The sequence below is a fragment of the Pseudomonas sp. 18175 genome (assembly GCF_050432925.1).
Classification (GTDB): Bacteria; Pseudomonadota; Gammaproteobacteria; order Pseudomonadales; family Pseudomonadaceae; genus Aquipseudomonas.
In genome coordinates this window covers 1-22,692 of the sequence record NZ_JBKFTO010000006.1, presented here as the reverse complement: position 1 = coordinate 22,692, position 22,692 = coordinate 1, and the positions used below count along the sequence as shown (strand labels likewise).

The 22,692-nt window shown below is 55.0% G+C and carries 21 protein-coding genes and 4 tRNA genes; all 25 read right to left on the bottom strand.

Annotation, left to right across the window (positions count from 1 at the left end; genetic code table 11):
- Positions 1-5 precede the first annotated feature (5 nt).
- The 25 genes from rpsS to birA all read right to left on the bottom strand — a co-directional run bounded on the left by rpsS (position 6) and on the right by birA (position 22,488).
- On the bottom strand, positions 6-281 hold the full coding sequence (gene rpsS / locus ACLD1Y_RS09815) for a 30S ribosomal protein S19 (protein ID WP_002555486.1): 276 nt from the start codon (positions 279-281) through the stop codon (positions 6-8).
- Positions 282-297: 16 nt separating this feature from the next.
- Entirely contained in the window at positions 298-1,122 is an 825-nt protein-coding gene (rplB, locus tag ACLD1Y_RS09810; RefSeq protein ID WP_008053874.1) for a 50S ribosomal protein L2, read from the bottom strand.
- A gap of 14 nt (positions 1,123-1,136) precedes the next feature.
- Positions 1,137-1,436 carry a 50S ribosomal protein L23 gene (gene rplW, locus ACLD1Y_RS09805; protein ID WP_002555488.1) on the bottom strand — a complete coding sequence of 100 codons (300 nt, stop codon included), beginning with the start codon at positions 1,434-1,436 and terminating at the stop codon, positions 1,137-1,139.
- On the bottom strand, positions 1,433-2,035 hold the full coding sequence (rplD, locus tag ACLD1Y_RS09800; RefSeq protein WP_003176424.1) for a 50S ribosomal protein L4: 603 nt from the start codon (positions 2,033-2,035) through the stop codon (positions 1,433-1,435). The genes rplW and rplD overlap by 4 nt, the downstream gene beginning before the upstream one ends.
- 12 nt (positions 2,036-2,047) lie before the next feature.
- Positions 2,048-2,683: a 50S ribosomal protein L3 gene (gene rplC, locus ACLD1Y_RS09795; RefSeq protein WP_003194649.1), complete on the bottom strand. Its 636-nt coding sequence runs from the start codon at positions 2,681-2,683 to the stop codon at positions 2,048-2,050.
- Between the two features lie 81 nt (positions 2,684-2,764).
- Positions 2,765-3,076, bottom strand: a complete 312-nt coding sequence (rpsJ, locus tag ACLD1Y_RS09790; protein ID WP_003186070.1) for a 30S ribosomal protein S10 — start codon at positions 3,074-3,076, stop codon at positions 2,765-2,767.
- Positions 3,077-3,232: 156 nt separating this feature from the next.
- Positions 3,233-4,426, bottom strand: coding sequence for an elongation factor Tu (tuf, locus tag ACLD1Y_RS09785; RefSeq protein WP_003232413.1), 1,194 nt, complete (start codon positions 4,424-4,426; stop codon positions 3,233-3,235).
- 30 nt (positions 4,427-4,456) lie between these two features.
- On the bottom strand, positions 4,457-6,562 hold the full coding sequence (gene fusA, locus ACLD1Y_RS09780; protein ID WP_236411516.1) for an elongation factor G: 2,106 nt from the start codon (positions 6,560-6,562) through the stop codon (positions 4,457-4,459).
- A gap of 30 nt (positions 6,563-6,592) precedes the next feature.
- Positions 6,593-7,063, bottom strand: coding sequence for a 30S ribosomal protein S7 (gene rpsG, locus ACLD1Y_RS09775; protein ID WP_002555493.1), 471 nt, complete (start codon positions 7,061-7,063; stop codon positions 6,593-6,595).
- 118 nt (positions 7,064-7,181) lie between these two features.
- Positions 7,182-7,553, bottom strand: coding sequence for a 30S ribosomal protein S12 (gene rpsL, locus ACLD1Y_RS09770; protein WP_002555494.1), 372 nt, complete (start codon positions 7,551-7,553; stop codon positions 7,182-7,184).
- Positions 7,554-7,769: 216 nt separating this feature from the next.
- Entirely contained in the window at positions 7,770-11,969 is a 4,200-nt protein-coding gene (gene rpoC, locus ACLD1Y_RS09765; RefSeq protein WP_429477644.1) for a DNA-directed RNA polymerase subunit beta', read from the bottom strand.
- 64 nt (positions 11,970-12,033) lie between these two features.
- Positions 12,034-16,107 carry a DNA-directed RNA polymerase subunit beta gene (rpoB, locus tag ACLD1Y_RS09760; protein WP_105523499.1) on the bottom strand — a complete coding sequence of 1,358 codons (4,074 nt, stop codon included), beginning with the start codon at positions 16,105-16,107 and terminating at the stop codon, positions 12,034-12,036.
- Positions 16,108-16,326: 219 nt separating this feature from the next.
- The gene (gene rplL / locus ACLD1Y_RS09755; protein WP_429477641.1) at positions 16,327-16,692 is read right to left on the bottom strand and encodes a 50S ribosomal protein L7/L12; all 366 of its coding nucleotides are present in this window, start codon (positions 16,690-16,692) and stop codon (positions 16,327-16,329) included.
- A gap of 78 nt (positions 16,693-16,770) precedes the next feature.
- On the bottom strand, positions 16,771-17,271 hold the full coding sequence (rplJ, locus tag ACLD1Y_RS09750; protein ID WP_003232405.1) for a 50S ribosomal protein L10: 501 nt from the start codon (positions 17,269-17,271) through the stop codon (positions 16,771-16,773).
- Between the two features lie 199 nt (positions 17,272-17,470).
- Complete coding sequence (rplA, locus tag ACLD1Y_RS09745; protein ID WP_003232403.1) at positions 17,471-18,166, bottom strand: 50S ribosomal protein L1; 696 nt, start codon at positions 18,164-18,166, stop codon at positions 17,471-17,473.
- Positions 18,166-18,597, bottom strand: a complete 432-nt coding sequence (gene rplK, locus ACLD1Y_RS09740; RefSeq protein WP_003176435.1) for a 50S ribosomal protein L11 — start codon at positions 18,595-18,597, stop codon at positions 18,166-18,168. Before rplK ends, rplA begins: the two co-directional genes overlap by 1 nt.
- A gap of 117 nt (positions 18,598-18,714) precedes the next feature.
- Positions 18,715-19,248 carry a transcription termination/antitermination protein NusG gene (nusG, locus tag ACLD1Y_RS09735; protein WP_003176436.1) on the bottom strand — a complete coding sequence of 178 codons (534 nt, stop codon included), beginning with the start codon at positions 19,246-19,248 and terminating at the stop codon, positions 18,715-18,717.
- A 9-nt stretch (positions 19,249-19,257) separates the two neighbouring features.
- Positions 19,258-19,626 carry a preprotein translocase subunit SecE gene (secE, locus tag ACLD1Y_RS09730; RefSeq protein WP_025857211.1) on the bottom strand — a complete coding sequence of 123 codons (369 nt, stop codon included), beginning with the start codon at positions 19,624-19,626 and terminating at the stop codon, positions 19,258-19,260.
- A gap of 45 nt (positions 19,627-19,671) precedes the next feature.
- Positions 19,672-19,747 (bottom strand) — tRNA-Trp (locus ACLD1Y_RS09725).
- A gap of 160 nt (positions 19,748-19,907) precedes the next feature.
- Positions 19,908-19,983 (bottom strand) — tRNA-Thr (locus tag ACLD1Y_RS09720).
- Positions 19,984-20,009: 26 nt separating this feature from the next.
- Positions 20,010-20,083, bottom strand: a tRNA-Gly gene (locus ACLD1Y_RS09715).
- Between the two features lie 24 nt (positions 20,084-20,107).
- Positions 20,108-20,192 (bottom strand) — tRNA-Tyr (locus tag ACLD1Y_RS09710).
- A 142-nt stretch (positions 20,193-20,334) separates the two neighbouring features.
- The gene (locus ACLD1Y_RS09705; RefSeq protein ID WP_429477637.1) at positions 20,335-20,781 is read right to left on the bottom strand and encodes a hypothetical protein; all 447 of its coding nucleotides are present in this window, start codon (positions 20,779-20,781) and stop codon (positions 20,335-20,337) included.
- An 8-nt stretch (positions 20,782-20,789) separates the two neighbouring features.
- Positions 20,790-21,539, bottom strand: coding sequence for a pantothenate kinase (locus ACLD1Y_RS09700; RefSeq protein ID WP_429477635.1), 750 nt, complete (start codon positions 21,537-21,539; stop codon positions 20,790-20,792).
- Positions 21,529-22,488, bottom strand: coding sequence for a bifunctional biotin--[acetyl-CoA-carboxylase] ligase/biotin operon repressor BirA (birA, locus tag ACLD1Y_RS09695; RefSeq protein ID WP_429477633.1), 960 nt, complete (start codon positions 22,486-22,488; stop codon positions 21,529-21,531). The genes ACLD1Y_RS09700 and birA overlap by 11 nt, the downstream gene beginning before the upstream one ends.
- Between the last annotated feature and the right edge of the window lie 204 nt (positions 22,489-22,692).

The following is a 22,692-nucleotide window of genomic DNA, read 5'->3' as shown; positions in this document are numbered from 1 at the left end:
ACCCCTTAACGCTTGGCTTTCTTGTCTGCCACGTGCCCACGATAAGTGCGGGTACCGGCAAACTCGCCCAGTTTGTGGCCGACCATGTCTTCGTTAACGAGAACTGGGACGTGTTGACGACCGTTGTGTACTGCGATGGTCAGACCGACCATTTGTGGCAGGATCATAGAACGACGCGACCAGGTCTTAACTGGTTTGCGATCATTCTTTTCCGCCGCCACTTCGATCTTCTTCAGTAGGTGAAGATCAATAAAAGGACCTTTTTTCAGAGAACGTGGCACTGTCGTATCCCTCTATTTACTTGCGACGACGGACGATCATTTTGTCGGTACGCTTATTACCACGAGTCTTCGCGCCCTTAGTCGGGAAGCCCCATGGCGATACCGGATGACGACCACCAGAGGTACGACCTTCACCACCACCGTGTGGGTGGTCAACCGGGTTCATGGCAACACCACGAACGGTTGGGCGAACGCCACGCCAGCGTTTGGCACCAGCTTTACCCAGCGAACGCAGGCTGTGCTCGGAGTTCGAGACTTCGCCCAAGGTCGCACGGCATTCAGCCAGCACTTTACGCATCTCACCAGAACGCAGACGCAGGGTCACGTAGACACCTTCACGAGCGATCAGCTGAGCCGAAGCACCAGCGGAACGAGCGATCTGTGCGCCTTTACCTGGCTTCAATTCGATGCCGTGTACGGTGCTACCAACTGGAATGTTGCGCAGTTGCAGAGCGTTGCCCGGCTTGATCGGTGCCAGAGCACCTGCGATCAGCTGGTCGCCAGCGCTCACGCCTTTAGGGGCGATGATGTAGCGACGCTCGCCATCTGCGTACAGCAGCAGAGCGATGTGAGCAGTACGGTTTGGATCGTATTCGATACGCTCGACAGTGGCAGAGATGCCATCTTTGTCGTTGCGACGGAAGTCGACCAGACGATAATGCTGCTTATGGCCACCACCGATGTGACGAGTGGTAATACGACCATTGTTGTTACGACCACCAGACTTCGATTTTTTCTCGAGCAGCGGTGCGTGAGGAGCGCCTTTATGCAGCTCCTGGTTGACCACCTTGACCACAAAACGGCGGCCAGGGGAAGTCGGTTTGCATTTAACGATTGCCATGATGCACCCCTTCCTTACTCAGCACTGCTGCTGAAATCGAGATCTTGGCCTGGCTGAAGGGAGATAACTGCCTTCTTCCAGTCATTACGCTTGCCCAGACCGCGAGCAGTGCGCTTGCTCTTACCCAGAACATTCAGGGTAGTAACACGCTCAACTTTCACGCTGAACAGGCTTTCGACGGCCTTCTTGATTTCCAGCTTGGTTGCGTCAGTTGCAACCTTGAAAACGAACTGGCCTTTCTTGTCAGCCAGAACCGTAGCCTTTTCGGAAACGTGCGGGCCAAGCAGAACTTTAAATACGCGTTCCTGGTTCATCCCAGCAGCTCCTCGAATTTCTTCACGGCCGACACGGTGATCAACACCTTGTCGTATGCGATCAGACTAACTGGATCGGAACCTTGCACGTCACGTACATCAACGTGTGGCAGGTTACGAGCAGCCAGGTACAGGTTCTGATCAACAGCTTCCGACACGATCAAAACGTCGGTCAGGCTCATGTTGTTCAGTTTGCCCAGCAGATCTTTGGTTTTCGGGCTTTCAACAGCGAAGTCCTGAACCACGACCAGACGGTCAGTACGCACGAGTTCAGCAAGGATGGAGCGCAGAGCTGCGCGGTACATCTTCTTGTTGAGCTTCTGCGAGTGATCCTGCGGACGAGCTGCGAAAGTGGTACCGCCGCCACGCCAGATTGGGCTACGGATAGTACCGGCACGAGCACGGCCAGTGCCTTTCTGACGCCAAGGGCGCTTACCGCCACCACGTACGTCGGAACGGGTCTTTTGCTGCTTGCTACCTTGACGGCCGCCGGCCATGTAGGCCACGACTGCTTGGTGAACCAGCGTCTCGTTGAATTCGCCGCCAAATGTCAGTTCGGAAACTTCGATCGCTTGAGCGTCATTTACATTTAATTGCATGTCAGCTTCCCCTTAACCGCGAGCCTTGGCCGCTGGACGTACAACCAGGTTGCCGCCAGTAGCGCCAGGAACAGCACCCTTGACCAACAACAGATTGCGTTCAGCGTCGACGCGCACTACTTCGAGGGACTGCACGGTCACGCGCTCAGCGCCCATATGACCGGACATTTTTTTGCCCTTGAATACACGACCAGGAGTCTGGCACTGGCCAATAGAGCCCGGGACGCGGTGGGAAACGGAGTTACCGTGAGTGTTGTCTTGGCCACGGAAATTCCAACGCTTGATCGTACCCTGGAAGCCTTTACCTTTGGACTGACCGGTTACATCAACCAGTTGACCAGCGGCGAAGATTTCAGCGTTGATCAGATCGCCAGCCTGGTAGTCGCCATCTTCAAGACGGAACTCCATAACAGTACGACCAGCTGCAACGTTTGCTTTAGCGAAGTGACCTGCTTGAGCAGCAGTCACACGCGAAGCACGACGCTCGCCGACAGTGACTTGCACTGCACGATAGCCATCGGTTTCTTCAGTTTTGAACTGGGTGACGCGATTCGGTTCGATCTCAATGACCGTGACCGGAATGGAGACACCTTCTTCGGTGAAAATACGGGTCATACCGCATTTACGACCGACTACACCAATAGTCATGTTGTAAACCTCATGAGTGTACGGGGCTTTCACCCGCTATGGCCGCCCATTTCAGAGCGTTACACGACTAAGACCCAAGTCTTAGCCGAGGCTGATCTGTACTTCCACACCGGCCGCCAGATCAAGCTTCATAAGTGCATCAACGGTTTTATCCGTTGGCTGGACGATGTCCAGTACGCGCTTATGAGTACGGATCTCGTACTGGTCACGCGCGTCTTTGTTGACGTGCGGGGAGACCAGAACGGTGAACCGCTCTTTACGGGTAGGCAGTGGAATTGGACCACGCACTTGAGCACCAGTACGTTTCGCGGTTTCCACGATTTCCTGGGTGGATTGGTCGATCAGGCGATGGTCAAAAGCCTTCAACCTGATACGGATTTGCTGATTTTGCATTGGATTTCAGACTCCGGCTGCTATTCCCACCGAGCGCAATACGCCCGTTAAAAGGAGGCGCAATTCTATAGACGGCCCAGATAGGTGTCAACCCAATAAAAAAAGCCCCCGCTGAGCGGGGGCTTTTTCAAAACTTCAAGCTAACTCAAAAAGAGCTTACTCGATGATTTTAGCTACAACACCAGCACCAACGGTACGGCCGCCTTCACGAATTGCGAAGCGCAGACCGTCTTCCATTGCGATGGTTTTGATCAGGGTAACTTCCATTTGGATGTTATCGCCTGGCATTACCATTTCAACGCCTTCTGGCAGCTGGCAGTTACCAGTCACGTCAGTAGTACGGAAGTAGAACTGAGGACGGTAGCCTTTGAAGAACGGAGTGTGACGACCGCCTTCTTCTTTGCTCAGAACGTAAACTTCTGCGGTGAACTTGGTGTGCGGCTTAACCGAACCCGGCTTAACCAGAACCTGGCCACGCTCAACGTCGTCACGCTTAGTACCACGCAGCAGAACGCCGCAGTTCTCGCCAGCACGACCTTCGTCGAGCAGCTTACGGAACATTTCAACACCAGTGCAGACGGTGTTGGTGGTGTCACGCAGACCAACGATTTCCAGCGCATCTTGAACGCGAACGATACCGCGCTCGATACGACCAGTAACAACAGTACCACGACCGGAGATCGAGAATACGTCTTCGATTGGCATCAGGAACGGCTTGTCGGTCAGACGAACTGGCTCTGGGATGTAGCTGTCCAGAGTTTCTACCAGACGCTTAACAGCGGTGGTACCCATTTCGTTGTCGTCTTTGCCTTCCAGAGCCATACGAGCGGAACCGATGATGATCGGAGTGTCGTCGCCTGGGAAGTCGTAAGTGCTCAGCAGATCGCGCACTTCCATCTCAACCAGTTCCAGCAGCTCAGCGTCGTCTACCAGGTCAGCCTTGTTCAGGAAAACCACGATGTACGGAACGCCTACCTGACGGGACAGCAGGATGTGCTCACGGGTTTGTGGCATCGGACCATCAGCGGCCGAGCAAACCAGGATCGCGCCGTCCATCTGGGCAGCACCAGTGATCATGTTCTTCACGTAGTCAGCGTGACCTGGGCAGTCAACGTGAGCGTAGTGACGAATCGAAGAGTTGTACTCTACGTGCGCGGTGTTGATGGTGATACCACGAGCTTTTTCTTCTGGAGCGCTGTCGATTTTATCGAAATCAACGACTGCGGAACCGAAAACTTCGGAGCAGACGCGAGTCAGAGCTGCGGTCAGAGTGGTTTTACCGTGGTCAACGTGGCCGATGGTGCCAACGTTTACGTGCGGTAGGGAACGATCAAATTTTTCTTTAGCCACGACAATTAACTCCTTGCCTAAAGGACTGAATCAGCCTTGTTTTTTGGATACAGTTTCAGCGATGTGCGCCGGAGCTGTGTTGTATTTTTTGAATTCCATAGAGTAGCTTGCGCGACCCTGGGACATGGAGCGAACGTCGGTCGCATAACCGAACATCTCACCCAACGGAACCTCGGCGCGAATCACTTTGCCGGAAACCGTGTCTTCCATACCCAAGATCATGCCGCGACGACGGTTAAGGTCGCCCATGACATCACCCATATAGTCTTCAGGTGTAACAACTTCTACCGCCATGATTGGCTCAAGCAACTCACCACCGCCCTTCTGGGCCAGTTGCTTGGTTGCCATGGAGGCAGCCACCTTAAACGCCATCTCGTTGGAGTCGACGTCGTGGTAAGAACCGTCAAAAACGGTTGCTTTCAGGCCGATCAGCGGATAGCCGGCAACAACACCGTTCTTCATCTGCTCTTCGATGCCCTTCTGGATAGCCGGGATGTATTCCTTAGGAACCACACCACCAACTACTTCGTTCACGAATTGCAGACCTTCCTGACCTTCGTCAGCAGGAGCAAAACGGATCCAGCAGTGACCGAACTGACCACGACCGCCGGACTGACGAACGAACTTACCTTCGATTTCACAGTTCTTCGTGATGCGCTCACGATAGGAAACCTGAGGCTTACCAATGTTGGCTTCGACGTTGAACTCACGGCGCATCCGGTCAACCAGGATGTCCAGGTGCAACTCGCCCATGCCAGAGATGATCGTCTGACCAGTCTCTTCATCGGTTTTAACGCGGAAAGATGGATCTTCCTGAGCAAGCTTGCCCAGAGCGATACCCATTTTTTCCTGGTCATCCTTGGTCTTAGGCTCAACGGCAACCGAAATAACCGGCTCCGGGAAGTCCATGCGAACCAGGATGATTGGCTTGGCAGCGTCGCACAAGGTCTCACCAGTGGTGACGTCCTTCATGCCGATCAGGGCCGCGATGTCACCAGCGCGTACTTCCTTGATCTCTTCACGGGCGTTTGCGTGCATTTGCACCATACGACCCACGCGCTCTTTCTTGCCTTTAACCGAGTTGATCACGCCGTCGCCGGATGCCAACACGCCCGAGTAAACGCGGACGAAGGTCAAAGTACCCACGAATGGGTCGGTAGCGATCTTGAACGCCAGAGCCGAGAACGGCTCGCTGTCGTCAGCATGACGCTCCATCTCTTCTTCCTCGTTATCAGGGTTGGAACCCTTGATAGCAGGAATGTCGGTTGGAGCAGGCAGGAAGTCGATAACGGCGTCGAGAACCAGGGGAACACCCTTGTTCTTGAAGGAAGAACCGCAAACAGCCAAGACGATCTCACCAGCGATAGTACGCTGACGCAGAGCGGCCTTGATTTCCACGTTGGTGAGTTCTTCACCTTCGAGGTACTTGTTCATCAGTTCTTCGCTGGCTTCGGCAGCAGCCTCAACCATGTTGTTGCGCCACTCGTCAGCCAGCTCTTGAAGCTCGGCAGGGATAGGCTTGCGAACAGGAACCATACCTTTGTCGGCGTCATTCCAGTAAACAGCTTCCATGTTGATCAGATCGATCTGACCTTGGAAATTGTCTTCGGAACCGATGGCCAATTGGATTGGCACCGGAGTGTGACCCAGACGCTGCTTGATCTGACCGATCACGCGCAGGAAGTTGGCACCAGCACGGTCCATCTTGTTTACGTAAACAAGACGTGGAACGCCGTATTTGTTGGCTTGACGCCATACGGTTTCCGACTGAGGCTCAACACCCGAGGTACCGCAGAACACAACGACAGCGCCGTCGAGTACGCGCAGGGAACGCTCAACTTCAATGGTGAAGTCTACGTGGCCTGGGGTATCGATTACGTTGAAGCGGTGCTCGTCTTTGTACTGCTTCTCGGAACCTTTCCAGAAGGCGGTAATAGCAGCAGAAGTAATGGTAATACCACGCTCCTGCTCCTGAACCATCCAGTCTGTGGTCGCGGCGCCGTCATGCACCTCGCCCATTTTGTGACTTTTGCCGGTGTAAAACAGTACGCGCTCGGTGGTGGTGGTTTTACCAGCATCCACGTGAGCGACGATACCGATGTTACGGTAGCGGCTAATCGGAGTAGTACGAGCCATAAAGCCCTCGCAAAATTAGTGAAGCTAAAATTAGAAGCGGTAGTGCGAGAAAGCTTTGTTAGCTTCAGCCATACGGTGCACGTCTTCACGCTTCTTAACAGCAGCACCTTTACCTTCAGCAGCGTCCAACAGTTCGCCAGCCAAACGCAGAGCCATAGACTTCTCGCCGCGCTTACGGGCGAAGTCTACCAACCAGCGCATTGCCAGAGCGTTACGACGGGACGGGCGAACTTCAACCGGAACCTGGTAAGTAGCACCGCCTACACGGCGCGACTTCACTTCGACCAGCGGAGCGATGGCGTCGAGAGCTTTCTCGAAGATTTCCAGGGGGTCGCTGTTCTTGCGTTCTTTAACCTTTTCCAGCGCGCCATAAACGATACGCTCGGCAACGGCTTTCTTGCCGCTTTCCATCACGTGATTCATGAACTTGGCCAGGATTTGGCTTCCGTATTTTGGATCGTCAAGCACTTCGCGCTTGGCTGCTACGCGTCTTCTTGGCATGGATAAGCCCTCAAACGGTCTTCAGGTTCGCTCGGAATCGGTGCCCTTACGGGACGCCTCCGACCTTACTCTTATCGACTCAGAAAATTAGATGATTCAGTTTTACAAAAAGCCGCTACTACTTAGGCTTTTTGGTACCGTACTTCGAACGACCCTGGTTACGACCTTTAACGCCGGAAGTATCCAAGGAGCCGCGTACGGTGTGGTAACGAACACCTGGCAAGTCTTTTACACGACCGCCGCGGATCAGTACCACGCTGTGCTCTTGCAGGTTGTGACCTTCACCACCGATGTACGAGGAAACCTCGAAACCGTTGGTCAGGCGCACACGGCATACTTTACGCAGTGCCGAGTTAGGTTTTTTCGGCGTGGTGGTATACACACGGGTGCATACGCCACGACGTTGCGGGCAGTTCTGCAGCGCAGGTACGTCGGATTTCTCGACGATACGCTTACGCGGCTGACGTACCAGCTGGTTGATAGTTGCCATCTACTAGCTCCACTGTTGTCTTGCGACGCTATTGTCTTGCAAGAAAAGCAAAATGGCAGGAACGAATTCCCGCCAAATTTAGGGGTACAAGAGTCTAAAGAGGATCTTGCCCCCAGTCAAGGCAAGGCCCCGACCTCCCCTCTCGTCGAACCGGGGCAAAACTGCCTCGATCCGACGAATGGGGCTGCCAGGGCCCAGACTTATTTATCGCAGAACTCAGTTACCGCTTGAGTTCAGCGCTTCGGTCAGTGCAGCTTCCACTTCACTGGCGCTTACGCGCAACGGCTTGTCAGCATCACGGCGGCGCTTGCGCTCGCTGTGGTAAGCCAAACCGGTACCAGCCGGGATCAGACGACCCACAACCACGTTTTCTTTCAGGCCGCGCAGGTAATCGCGCTTGCCGGTTACCGCTGCTTCGGTCAGTACGCGAGTGGTCTCCTGGAAGGAGGCCGCCGAGATGAACGACTCAGTGGACAACGACGCCTTGGTGATACCCAGCAACACACGAGTGAACTTGGAAACGAATTTCTCGTCGTTCGCCAGGCGCTCGTTTTCTACCAGTACGTGAGTCAGTTCCATCTGGTCGCCCTTGATGAAACTGGAATCGCCGGATTCAGCGATTTCAACTTTACGCAGCATCTGACGCAGGATGGTCTCGATGTGCTTATCGTTGATCTTCACGCCTTGCAGACGGTAAACGTCCTGGATCTCGTTAACGATGTACTTGGCCAGCGCACTCACACCCAGCAGACGCAGGATGTCGTGTGGATCGCTTGGACCGTCGGAGATAACTTCGCCGCGGTTTACCTGCTCGCCTTCGAACACGTTCAGGTGACGCCACTTCGGAATCAGCTCTTCGTACGGATCGGTACCGTCGTTCGGAGTAATGACCAGACGGCGCTTGCCTTTGGTCTCTTTACCGAACGCGATGGTGCCGCTGACTTCAGCCAGAATCGACGCTTCTTTCGGACGACGAGCTTCGAACAAGTCGGCTACACGCGGTAGACCACCGGTGATGTCTCGAGTTTTCGAAGTTTCTTGCGGGATACGCGCGATAACATCACCGATCGCGATCTTCGCACCGTCCGCTACACCGACCAAGGCGTTGGCTGGCAGGAAGTACTGAGCGATTACGTCAGTGCCTGGCAGCAACAAGTCCTTGCCGTTGTCATCGACCATCTTCACGGCAGGACGGATGTCTTTACCGGCAGCTGGACGATCTTTCGCGTCGAGTACTTCAATGTTGGTCATACCGGTCAATTCGTCAGTCTGACGCTTGATCGTGATGCCTTCTTCCATGCCCACGTAGGTCACGGTACCTTTCATTTCGGTAACGATTGGGTGAGTGTGCGGATCCCACTTGGCCACGATTGCGCCAGCGTCGACCTTGTCACCTTCTTTTACCGAGATCACAGCACCGTACGGCAGCTTGTAACGCTCACGCTCACGACCGTAGTCATCAGCGATTGCCAGCTCACCGGAACGGGACACAGCAACCAGGTGACCATCCACTCGCTCAACGTGTTTCAAGTTGTGCAGACGGACGGTACCGCCATTCTTAACTTGAACGCTGTCGGCTGCGGAGGTCCGGCTTGCCGCACCACCGATGTGGAACGTACGCATGGTCAGCTGGGTACCCGGCTCACCGATGGACTGGGCAGCGATAACGCCGACCGCTTCACCGATGTTCACCTGGTGACCACGGGCCAAGTCACGGCCGTAGCACTTGGCGCAAATGCCGTAGCGGGTTTCGCAGCTGATCGGCGAGCGAACGATCACTTCGTCGATGCTGTTGAGTTCGATGAACTCTACCCACTTCTCATCTACCAGGGTGCCAGCAGGAACGATGATTTCCTCGGTACCTGGCTTGAATACGTCACGGGCAATTACACGACCCAATACGCGCTCACCCAGCGGCTCCACAACGTCACCGCCTTCAATGTGCGGAGTCATCAGCAGGCCGTGCTCGGTGCCGCAATCGATCTCGGTAACAACCAGATCTTGTGCAACGTCTACCAGACGACGAGTCAGGTAACCGGAGTTAGCGGTTTTCAACGCGGTATCCGCAAGACCCTTACGAGCACCGTGAGTGGAGATGAAGTACTGAAGTACGCTCAAACCTTCACGGAAGTTCGCAGTAATCGGCGTTTCGATGATGGAACCGTCCGGCTTGGCCATCAGGCCACGCATACCGGCGAGCTGACGGATCTGCGCAGCAGAACCCCGTGCGCCCGAGTCGGCCATCATGTACATCGAGTTGAAGGACTCTTGGTCAACTTCGTCGCCGTGACGGTCGATGACTTTCTCTTTCGAGAGGTTGGCCATCATCGCCTTGGAAACTTCGTCGTTCGCCTTGGACCAAAGGTCGATTACTTTGTTGTACTTCTCGCCCTGGGTTACCAGGCCGGAGGCGTACTGGCTTTCGATCTCTTTCACTTCATCAGTAGCAGCGTTGATGATGCGGGCTTTTTCATCCGGGATAACGAAGTCGTTAACACCGATGGAAACGCCGGAGATGGTCGAATAAGCAAAACCGGTGTACATCAACTGGTCAGCGAAGATCACGGTCTCTTTCAGACCAACCACGCGGTAGCATTGGTTGATCAGCTTGGAGATCGCCTTTTTCTTCATCGGCAGGTTGACGACGTCGTACGACAGACCTTTTGGCACAACTTGATACAGCAGCGCACGGCCGACGGTGGTGTCGACAATACGGGTGCCGCTCACGCTGCCGCCGTCACGGTCGTTGACGGTTTCGTTGATCCGCACTTTGACCTTGGCGTGCAGTGCGGCTTCGCCGGCACGGAACACACGGTCAACTTCTTGCAGGTCAGCGAACACACGACCTTCGCCCTTGGCGTTGATCGCTTCACGGGTCATGTAATACAGACCCAATACAACGTCCTGCGACGGAACGATGATTGGCTCACCGTTGGCTGGCGACAGAATGTTGTTGGTCGACATCATCAACGCACGCGCTTCCAACTGGGCTTCCAGTGTCAGCGGTACGTGCACGGCCATTTGGTCGCCGTCGAAGTCGGCGTTGTACGCAGCACAGACCAGAGGGTGCAGCTGGATAGCCTTACCTTCGATCAGTACCGGTTCAAACGCCTGGATACCCAGACGGTGAAGGGTCGGTGCACGGTTGAGGAGAACCGGGTGTTCGCGAATCACTTCAGCGAGAACGTCCCAAACTTCTGGCAGTTCGCGCTCGACCATTTTCTTGGCCGCTTTGATGGTGGTCGCGAGACCGCGCATTTCCAGCTTGCCGAAAATGAATGGCTTGAACAGCTCCAGAGCCATCTTCTTAGGCAGACCGCACTGGTGCAGACGCAGGGTCGGGCCTACGGTAATTACCGAACGACCGGAGTAGTCAACACGCTTACCGAGCAAGTTCTGACGGAAACGACCTTGCTTACCCTTGATCATGTCAGCCAAGGATTTCAGAGGGCGCTTGTTGGAACCTGTGATAGCGCGGCCACGACGACCGTTGTCGAGCAGGGCATCGACCGCTTCTTGCAACATACGCTTTTCGTTACGCACGATGATGTCCGGAGCGGACAGGTCAAGCAGGCGCTTCAAGCGGTTGTTACGGTTGATCACGCGGCGGTACAGGTCGTTGAGGTCGGACGTCGCGAAACGACCACCGTCCAACGGTACCAGCGGACGCAGGTCTGGCGGCAGAACCGGCAGAACGGTCAGCACCATCCACTCTGGCAGGTTGCCGGAACCCTGGAAGGCTTCCATCAACTTCAGACGCTTGGACAGTTTCTTGATCTTGGTTTCGGAGTTGGTTTGCGGAATTTCTTCGCGCAGACGGCCAATCTCGTGTTCCAGGTCGATAGCGTGCAGCAGTTCACGGACAGCTTCGGCACCCATGCGGGCATCGAAATCGTCGCCGAACTCTTCCAGCGCTTCGAAGTACTGCTCGTCGTTCAGCAGCTGACCTTTCTCAAGAGTGGTCATGCCTGGATCGATAACGACATAGCTCTCGAAGTAGAGAACGCGTTCGATATCACGCAGGGTCATGTCCATCAGCAAGCCGATACGGGACGGCAGCGATTTCAGGAACCAGATGTGGGCAACCGGCGAAGCCAGCTCGATGTGCGCCATGCGCTCACGACGAACCTTGGCCAGCGCAACTTCAACGCCGCACTTCTCGCAGATCACACCACGGTGCTTCAAGCGCTTGTACTTACCGCACAGGCACTCGTAATCCTTTACCGGGCCAAAGATCTTGGCGCAGAACAGGCCGTCACGCTCAGGTTTGAACGTACGGTAGTTGATGGTTTCCGGCTTTTTAACTTCACCGAACGACCACGAACGGATCATCTCAGGCGATGCCAACCCAATACGGATGGCGTCGAACTCTTCGACTTGACCCTGGTTTTTCAGCAAATTCAGTAGGTCTTTCAAGGCCTTTCCTCCTGGCGGAGCAGAGAGCGGGCTTAACGGCCCCGCTCTCGATTCGCGTCACGTGTTATTCGGTTTCCAGATCGATATCGATGCCGAGGGAACGAATTTCTTTGATCAACACGTTGAAGGACTCGGGCATGCCCGGCTCCATACGGTGATCGCCGTCCACGATGTTTTTGTACATCTTGGTCCGACCGTTCACATCGTCCGACTTCACTGTGAGCATTTCTTGCAGAGTGTAAGCAGCACCGTATGCTTCCAGTGCCCAGACCTCCATCTCCCCGAAACGCTGACCACCGAACTGAGCCTTACCACCCAGCGGCTGCTGGGTAACGAGGCTGTACGAACCGGTAGAACGAGCGTGCATCTTGTCGTCTACCAAGTGGTTCAGCTTCAGCATGTACATGTAGCCAACAGTAACCGGGCGCTCGAACTTGTTGCCGGTACGGCCGTCGAACAGCTGCATCTGGCCGCTTTCTGGCAGGTCTGCCAGTTTCAGCATGGCCTTGATTTCGCTTTCCTTGGCACCGTCGAACACCGGGGTAGCCATTGGAACGCCGCCGCGCAGGTTCTTCGCCAGATCCAGGATTTCCTGGTCGGAGAAGGTGTCCAGCTCTTCGTTGCGACCGCCGATCTCGTTGTAGATCTCGTGCAGGAACTTACGCAGGTCTGCGACCTTGCGTTGCTCTTCGATCATACGGTTGATCTTCTCGCCCAGACCTTTGGCCGCGAGGCCCAGGTGGGTTTCAAGGATCTGACCAACGTTCATACGCGAAGGTACGCCCAACGGGTTGAGGACGACGTCGACCGGGGTGCCATTGGCATCGTGCGGCATGTCTTCAACCGGCATGATCACGGAGACCACACCCTTGTTACCGTGACGACCGGCCATCTTGTCGCCCGGCTGGATGCGGCGACGGATTGCCAGGTAAACCTTGACGATTTTCAGCACGCCTGGAGCCAGGTCATCGCCCTGCTGCAGTTTGCGCTTCTTGTCTTCGAACTTGTCGTCCAGCAGACGGCGGCGATCAACGATGTAGGCCTGGGCCTTCTCGAGCTGCTCGTTCAGAGCATCTTCAGCCATGCGCAGTTTGAACCACTGGCCGTGCTCAAGACCGTCGAGGATTTCGTCGGTGATGTCCTGACCTTTCTTCAGGCCTGCGCCGCCTTCAGCCTTGTGGCCTACCAGAGCGGAACGCAGACGTTCGAAGGTCGCGCCTTCAACGATACGGAACTCTTCGTTCAGGTCCTTGCGGATCTCGTCGAGTTGGGTCTTCTCGATGGACAGTGCACGAGCATCACGCTCAACGCCGTCACGGGTGAAGACCTGTACGTCGATGACAGTACCTTTGGTACCGGTAGGTACACGCAGGGAGGTGTCTTTAACGTCGCTGGCTTTTTCACCGAAGATGGCACGCAGCAGTTTTTCTTCCGGAGTCAGTTGGGTCTCGCCTTTCGGAGTGACCTTACCCACCAGAATGTCGCCTGCGCCTACTTCAGCACCTACGTAAACGATACCGGCTTCGTCCAGTTTGTTCAGCGCAGCTTCACCCACGTTCGGGATGTCCGCGGTGATTTCCTCAGGCCCAAGCTTGGTGTCACGCGCCACACAGGTCAGTTCCTGAATGTGGATCGTGGTAAAGCGGTCTTCTTGAACAACACGCTCGGACAGGCAGATGGAGTCTTCGAAGTTGAAGCCGTTCCATGCCATGAACGCGATGCGCATGTTCTGACCCAGAGCCAGCTCACCCATGTCGGTGGACGGACCGTCGGCCATGATGTCGCTACGCTGAACGCGATCACCTTTGCTCACCAGCGGACGCTGGTTGATGCAGGTGTTCTGGTTCGAGCGGGTGTATTTGGTCAGGTTGTAGATGTCGACACCGGCTTCGCCAGTTTCAACTTCGTCATCGGCAACACGAACCACGATACGGCTTGCATCAACGGAGTCGATCACGCCACCACGACGAGCCACGACGCAAACGCCGGAGTCACGGGCTACGTTACGCTCCATGCCGGTACCTACCAGCGGCTTGTCAGCACGCAGGGTTGGTACAGCTTGACGCTGCATGTTGGAACCCATCAACGCACGGTTGGCGTCATCGTGCTCCAGGAACGGGATCAGCGACGCTGCGACCGAAACTACCTGCTTCGGCGATACGTCCATCAAGGTGACGTCTTCCGGCGCCTTAACGGTGAACTCGTTCAAGTGACGAACAGCTACCAGCTCGTCGACCAGGACTTTCTTGTCGTTCATCGTGGCCGAAGCCTGAGCGATCACGTGATCAGCTTCTTCGATGGCGGACAGGAACACGATCTCGTCGGTAACCAGAGCGTCTTTCACCACACGGTACGGGCTCTCGAGGAAGCCGTACTGGTTGGTGCGCGCATAGGCCGCCAGGGAGTTGATCAGACCGATGTTCGGACCTTCCGGCGTTTCGATCGGGCAAACACGACCGTAGTGCGTCGGGTGTACGTCACGAACTTCGAAGCCTGCACGCTCACGGGTCAGACCGCCCGGGCCCAGTGCGGATACACGGCGCTTGTGGGTGATCTCGGAGAGCGGGTTGTTCTGGTCCATGAACTGGGAAAGCTGGCTGGAACCGAAGAACTCTTTCACCGCCGCAGCCACTGGCTTGGCGTTGATCAGGTCTTGCGGCATCAGGCCTTCGCTTTCAGCCATCGACAGACGCTCTTTGACCGCACGCTCAACACGCACCAGGCCAACGCGGAACTGGTTTTCAGCCATTTCGCCTACGCAGCGAACACGACGGTTACCCAGGTGGTCGATGTCATCGACGATGCCTTTGCCGTTACGGATGTCGACCAGGGTCTTCAGAACCGCAACGATGTCTTCCTTGCACAGCACGCCCGAACCTTCGATCTCGGTACGACCGATACGACGGTTGAACTTCATCCGGCCGACCGCAGACAGGTCATAGCGCTCAGGGCTGAAGAACAGGTTGTTGAACAGGGTCTCGGCAGCGTCTTTGGTTGGCGGCTCGCCTGGACGCATCATGCGATAGATCTCGACCAGCGCTTCCAATTGGTTGCTGGTGGAGTCGATCTTCAGAGTGTCGGAGACGAACGGGCCGCAGTCGATATCGTTGGTGTACAGGGTCTCGATACGAACAACCTGAGCCTTGGCGATCTTGGCCAGGATTTCAGTGTTCAGCTCGGTGTTGCACTCGGCCAGGATTTCGCCTGTAGCCGGGTGAACGATGACCTTGGCAGTAGTACGACCCAGGACGTAGTCCAGAGGTACTTCCAGCTCTTTGATACCGGCTTTTTCGATCTGGTTGATGTGGCGCGCAGTGATACGACGGCCAGCTTCAACAATGACCTTGCCTTTTTCATCCTGGATATCCAGAACGGCAATTTCACCACGCAGACGCGAAGCGATCAGCTCCAGCTTGAGGGTTTCATCCTTCAGGCTGAATACGTTGGTGGTGTAGAAAGCGTCCAGCACTTGCTCAGTGGTATAACCGAGCGCGCGCAGCAATACCGAGGCCGGCAGCTTACGACGACGGTCGATACGCACGAACACGCAGTCTTTCGGGTCGAACTCGAAGTCCAACCACGAACCGCGGTACGGAATGATCCGCGCGGAGTACAGGAGTTTACCGGAGCTGTGCGTCTTGCCGCGGTCGTGGTCGAAGAACACGCCCGGGGAACGGTGCAGCTGGGAAACGATTACACGCTCGGTACCGTTGATTACGAAGGTACCGTTTTCAGTCATCAGCGGGATTTCGCCCATGTAGACTTCTTGCTCTTTGATGTCCTTGATCGCTTTGTTCGACGATTCTTTGTCGAAAATGATCAGGCGGACTTTTACCCGCAAAGGTACGGCGTACGTAACACCGCGCAACACGCATTCTTTGACATCAAATGCCGGTTCGCCCAGGCGATAACCCACGTACTCCAGCGCAGCATTGCCGGAGTAGCTGATGATCGGGAAAACGGATTTGAAGGCCGCATGCAGGCCCACGTCGCGGAACTGATCTTTGGTCGCTCCCGCCTGCAAGAATTCACGATACGAATCCAGCTGGATAGCCAGAAGGTACGGGACATCCATGACGTCCGGCAACTTGCTAAAGTCCTTGCGGATACGTTTTTTCTCAGTATATGAGTAAGCCATCAGCGTTCCCCAGCTTGGTCACCTGCTTGTTTGGCCCCTCCGACGGGAGCAGCCAGAAAATCTCGCAAACCCCATGGTTTGCACCACCGCTTCGGGTGGCTACAGCGCGTTAATGGCGGCGACCGAGTCGACAGCCAAGAACGGAAAAAGGCCGGTGGCAAGAGCCACCAGCCATCAGCCTTCAGCTTAACGCTTGGGCTGGAAACGCAAGGTCGATGCTTACTTCAGCTCGACTTTAGCGCCTGCTTCTTCCAGAGCTGCTTTGGCTTTTTCGCCAGCATCTTTGGCAACAGCTTCCAGAACCAGAGCTGGAGCGCCGTCAACTACTGCCTTGGCTTCTTTCAGGCCCAGACCGGTCAGTTCACGTACTGCCTTGATCACGTTTACTTTCTTCTCGCCAGCTTCCAGCAGCATGACGTTGAATTCGGTTTGCTCTTCAACAACGGCAGCAGCAGCAGCTGGGCCAGCGGAAGCAGCGGCAGCAGACACGCCGAATTTTTCTTCGAAAGCTTTGATCAGCTCAACAACCTGCAGAACCGACATTTCAGCTACGGCGTTGAGGATATCGTCTTGGGAGATAGACATTGCTGTATTTCCTGAATTGGGGGACGGCCTACGCGGCCATCGAAATAAACAAAAATACGCGAGAGAAGTCGCTCAGCCTTAGGCTGCGGCAGCTTCTTTTTGCTCGCGAACTGCTGCCAGAGTACGAGCCAGCTTGCTGGTAGCGCCTTGAATCACGCTCATCAGCTGCGAAATGGCTTCGTCGCGGGTCGGCAGTGTTGCCAGTACGTCGATTTGGTTAGCTGCGAGGAACTTGCCCTCGAACGCAGCTGCCTTGATCTCGAACTTATCCTGACTCTTAGCGAATTCCTTGAACAAACGGGCAGCAGCGCCTGGATGATCTTTGGAGAACGCGATCAGAGTCGGGCCAGTGAACACGTCGTTGAGGACACTGTATTCAGTGTCAGCAACAGCGCGCTTGAGCAGGGTGTTACGTACAACACGTACGTATACGCCAGCTTCACGAGCCTCTTTACGGAGTCCGGTCATAGCGCCTACTGTCACACCACGGGCATCAGCCACGACAGCGGACAGAGCAGCTTTGGCAGCCTCGTTGACTTCAGCGACGATGGCCTTCTTGTCTTCGAGATTAATTGCCACGGGTTTAACTCCTGCTTGTTACCGTTTCATCTGGCCTGAGCCGGATGTCGTTTTGGTGTCTGATTCGGTAAGGAACCGGGAGCACCATCTGCGTAGGCTTGTGGTTTAAGACTTGCGCCGCCTACGGTCTTGGATAGCCCCCGCCAGGCAGGGACCCCAATTTTTCCGACTGACGCAATCGCTTGCGCCAGTCTGTGTCTTATACGTCCAGCGAGCCTTGGTCGATGACCAGACCTGGGCCCATAGTGGTGCTCAGGGTAACGCGCTTGACGTAGATACCTTTCGAGGAAGCCGGCTTGATACGCTTCAGATCAGCGATCAGGGCTTCAACGTTTTCCTTCAGCTTGACGGCGTCGAAGCCGACTTTGCCAACGGAGGTGTGGATGATGCCGTTTTTGTCGGTGCGATAACGAACCTGACCAGCCTTGGCGTTTTTAACCGCGGTAGCTACGTCTGGCGTTACGGTGCCGACTTTAGGGTTAGGCATCAGACCACGTGGACCGAGGATCTGACCCAACTGACCTACGACACGCATTGCGTCCGGGGAGGCAATAACTACGTCATAGTTCAGGTCGCCGCCTTTCATTTCGGCAGCCAGGTCGTCCATGCCAACGCGATCAGCGCCAGCGGCCAGAGCAGCTTCAGCTGCCGGGCCTTGGGTGAAGACAGCAACACGTACAGTCTTGCCAGTACCGTGTGGCAGCACAGTTGCGCTACGAACGACCTGGTCGGATTTACGTGGGTCAACGCCCAGATTTACAGCAACGTCAACGGACTCGCTGAACTTGACAGTCGACAGCTCGGTCAGCAGAGCAGCAGCGTCTACAAAGTTGTAGGCCTTGCCTGCTTCGATTTTGCCGGCGATAGCCTTTTGACGCTTGGTCAGCTTAGCCATTACACACCCTCCACGTTAAGGCCCATGCTACGAGCAGAACCGGCGATGGTACGCACGGCTGCATCCATATCAGCTGCAGTCAGATCCGCGTTTTTGGTTTTCGCGATTTCTTCCAGCTGAGCACGAGTTACAGTGCCGACTTTAACGGTGTTAGGACGAGCGGAACCGCTAGTCAGACCAGCAGCCTTCTTCAACAGAACCGAAGCCGGGGTCGACTTGGTTTCGAAGGTGAAGCTACGGTCGCTGTATACAGTGATGATCACTGGAGTCGGCAGACCTGGCTCAAGACCCTGGGTACGGGCGTTGAAGGCCTTGCAGAATTCCATGATGTTCACGCCGTGCTGACCCAGAGCCGGGCCAACAGGTGGGCTTGGGTTAGCCTGAGCGGCCTTCACTTGCAGCTTGATGTAAGCGGTAATCTTCTTGGCCATGAGGCACTCCAATTACGGGTTCAATCGCCTCGAAAGGCTCCCCGGTTACTTGCGCGTTTATCCCAGTGACGACAAAACCCCACAGCCTAAGGCTGCGGGGTTGGGATGCTTGATCAGCTAGACCTTCTCGACCTGGCTGAACTCCAACTCTACCGGAGTAGAGCGACCGAAAATAAGCACTGCCACTTGGATCCGGCTCTTTTCGTAGTTAACTTCTTCGACAGTACCGTTGAAATCAGCAAACGGACCATCTGTGACACGAACAACCTCGCCCGGCTCGAACAACGTCTTCGGCTTAGGCTTGTCGCTACCGTCAGCAACACGACGCAGAATTGCTTCCGCCTCTTTGTCAGTGATCGGAGCAGGCTTATCAGCAGTACCGCCGATGAAACCCATGACACGAGGAGTGTCCTTGACCAAGTGCCAAGTACCTTCATTCATGTCCATCTGAACCAGCACATAGCCAGGGAAGAACTTGCGTTCGCTTTTACGCTTCTGACCATTCCGCATTTCAACCACTTCTTCAGTGGGAACCAGAATTTCGCCGAAACCATCTTCCATGCCTGCCAGCTTTACGCGCTCCAGCAAAGAGCGCATAACATGCTTCTCGTAACCCGAGTAAGCATGCACAACGTACCAACGCTTAGCCACGGGACACCCTTAGCCAACAATCAAAGAAACAAGCCAGCCGAGCAGGGAATCTAGACCCCACAACAGCAACGCCATAACCAGTACAACAGCCACTACGATCAACGTGGTCTGCGTGGTTTCTTGGCGAGTCGGCCAAACGACTTTACGAATTTCGGTGCGAGCTTCCTTCACCAGGACCGCGAAAGACTTGCCTTTGGCAGTCTGCAGGCCTACAAAGGCAGCTACAGCAGCGAGAACAAGCAAAGCGAGGACACGGTACAGGATCGGCGAAGCAGAATAGTACTGATTGCCAACAACGCCTACGACCACCAATGCGACCACAGCGAGCCACTTGACCAGATCGAAACGAGAGCTTTGAGCTTCAGCCTTAGGAGTCATCTATGAAGATCCTGTGAAAAGAAAGCCAGATACACCACGTGAATCTGGCAGGTCAGGAGGGAATCGAACCCCCAACCTACGGTTTTGGAGACCGTCGCTCTGCCAATTGAGCTACTGACCTAAAACAAAATCAGGCCGACCATTATGCAGGCCTGAAAAAGACTTTACAACAACCAACCCCAAGAGACTTGAAATCACCTGACAACAAAGCAGGCACAAAACCAACAAGCCGAGGCAGCTGTTAAAACAAAGGCAGATATTTTCATATCTGCCTTGTTATATGGAGCTCTTGAGCGGATTTGAACCGCTGACCTCACCCTTACCAAGGGTGTGCTCTACCAACTGAGCTACAAGAGCGAAACACTTTGCACAACCTGCAAACTTGGAGCGGGTAGCGGGAATCGAACCCGCATCATCAGCTTGGAAGGCTGAGGTTCTACCACTAAACTATACCCGCGGAGCTTGCAGCTCACGCTAAAAATGGTGGAGGGGGAAGGATTCGAACCTTCGAAGTCGTAGACGTCAGATTTACAGTCTGATCCCTTTGGCCGCTCGGGAACCCCTCCTAAGCGAGCCGGCATTTTACATCACGCCGACCTTCTGTCAAGCATTTTCTCATTTAAATTATGAGGTTAGCTGCATTGACGATTGCCTCACCTTGTAGACCGTTAAGGTCTTCACTGCGAAGCGGGCGCCATTCTATGCAAACTATTCGAGAGTTGCAACGCCTTCGCACAACATTATTTTATGTTTTAACTCATTGAATTCCTTAGCAAGGTTTTCAAAGGGTAGATCGTCAGCCAAGCGCCGACTTTCAGGCGCTACGCGGAGCCAGTAGCCGAGAGCATCAGGAGCACCCAGCAATTGCACCTTGACCTTTATATCCAGGCTAATGAGGCGCTGTTCGACGGACTGCGCTTGACGCAGGTCCGCAAAGCCACCGATATACAGGCATGTATTTTGCCCATCAGAAGCTTTGATGCGATCCCGCCGGGCAACCCCATCAGCCGATTCGCTCAGGAGGCGGATATCTTGCTGAGAGCCCTTATAGAGACTCAGGGGCGTGACGTCTTTGGCACGCAACGGCGCTTCTTGCTGGTGCCATATGTAGTAGAAAACATTGAGAACGAGCAAAAGGAGGAACAGCCAACGCATAAGGAACCTCAAGACAAAGGGCAAGCCATCGCCAGGCCAACAAAAACCAGATCAGGAACCAGTCGAGCCTGGGGCACCGTGTCCGAGACCAAACCAGCATCTCCTCCCGTCAGGAACACTGTGAAGTCATCCCCCCAATAGCTGCGCGCCAACTCGATCTGAGTGAGCACAAAGCCCCTGAGCATCAGCATACAACCGCGCTCTACAGCCTCTACCGTAGTATGGCCAGGAGAGAGGCGCTCTAGCGCCCTTTCAGCCGCTGCATCGTCGTAGCGGATCTTTCGAGTATGTGTTCGCAGCTGGTTGCGCATCAGCGGCATGCCCGGGCATATGAAGCCCCCTAAGTGCTCACCATCCGAAGCAACAAAGTCCGCAGTAGCCGCCGTACCAAAATCCAGGACCAAGCATGCGCCGGGCGCCAACTTAAACCCGCCCAACATCGCCAGCCAGCGATCAAGACCAAGACGCTCGAATTCTTCGTAGCCATTGCGCACACCAGCCATCTCGCGCGCGGGGGCCGCACAGCTTACAGCGACGCCAAAGGCAACTACCAAGGCATCGACCAGCTTATCCGTTTCCTCCAGAGCCCTAACGCTTACCAGTCGGCAACGTGTAAGCAGTAGACCAGGAAGGGCCACCAAGCTATCGATCAATGCTACGTCCGAACCGACCACACCCTCTGCGCGAACAATTGCACACCCCGACTCAAGCACTCGCCACTTGATGAAGCTGTTTCCACAGTCGAGCTCAAGAATCATCACGCAACCTCAAACTTAGCTCACCGCCGCTATATATTTTCTCAACGCCATCAACGCTCAGGCGTAACGCTCCCTGGCGATCCACACCCAGCACCACGCCATCAACCTGGCTACTGCCCGCAATAAGCGACGCCACCTGTCCTTGCCACAAGTGGTTTTGCTCCCACTCACCCTGGAGCGCAGAAAAACCAGATGCCTTATGCCGCTCAAGATAACGTTGCAACTGGATACCCAATTGCGCAACCAGGTGGTTGCGATCGACAGCAACCCCCGTCTCTAGATGCACCGAAGTCCACCGCTGATCAACCTCTTCTGCTTTTTGCATATTCACATTAATACCCACCCCGATCACGACGTGGCAGATATCAGCGGGGTCGCCAACAAGCTCAAGCAAGATACCCGCGATTTTTTTATCTACTACAAGGAGATCATTGGGCCACTTCAAGCCAGCACCCAAAACGCCCAACTCACGAAGAGCCTGCAAGACGGCAAGCCCCACCACAAGACTCAACCCCTCCAGCTGCCGCAGACCACCCTCTATGCGCAATACGAGGCTGTAATAGACGTTCTGGGCGAAGGGACTGACCCATTTCCGGCCGCGCCTTCCCCTTCCAGCCGTTTGCTGCTCCGCCAAAACTAAAAAGGGTGCGGCGTGGCCAGCATCAATAAGTCGCAGGGCTTCAGCATTAGTGGAGTCAATCGTATCGGATACGTGTATGGGCCATGCCAAAGAAGGCGCGTTCAGCGCAATAGCCTCAGCATTCAAAAAAACTAGTGGGGATGCCAGCTGATAACCCTTGCCACGCACTTTATGGATTGGCAGGTTTAACTCGGCCTCAAGATGCTGGAGCTGCTTCCATACAGCACTGCGGCTGACGCCCAGTGCAGCGCCAAGCGCCTCCCCAGAGTGGAATCGACCGTCTTTAAGAAGTTTTAACAACGTCAGCATGCAGGTATCGCCTCACAATGAGGCAGGCATGATAGCCATGCGCAGGGCCATTGCATAGAAATGGCCGGAGTTTAGCGCCAAGGGGTGAATGTGTTTTTCTCGCGCCCAAAACAAAACCCCTGACTGCGTTAGCAATCAGGGGTTTTGGAATTTAATCTTGACGATGACCTACTCTCACATGGGGAAACCCCACACTACCATCGG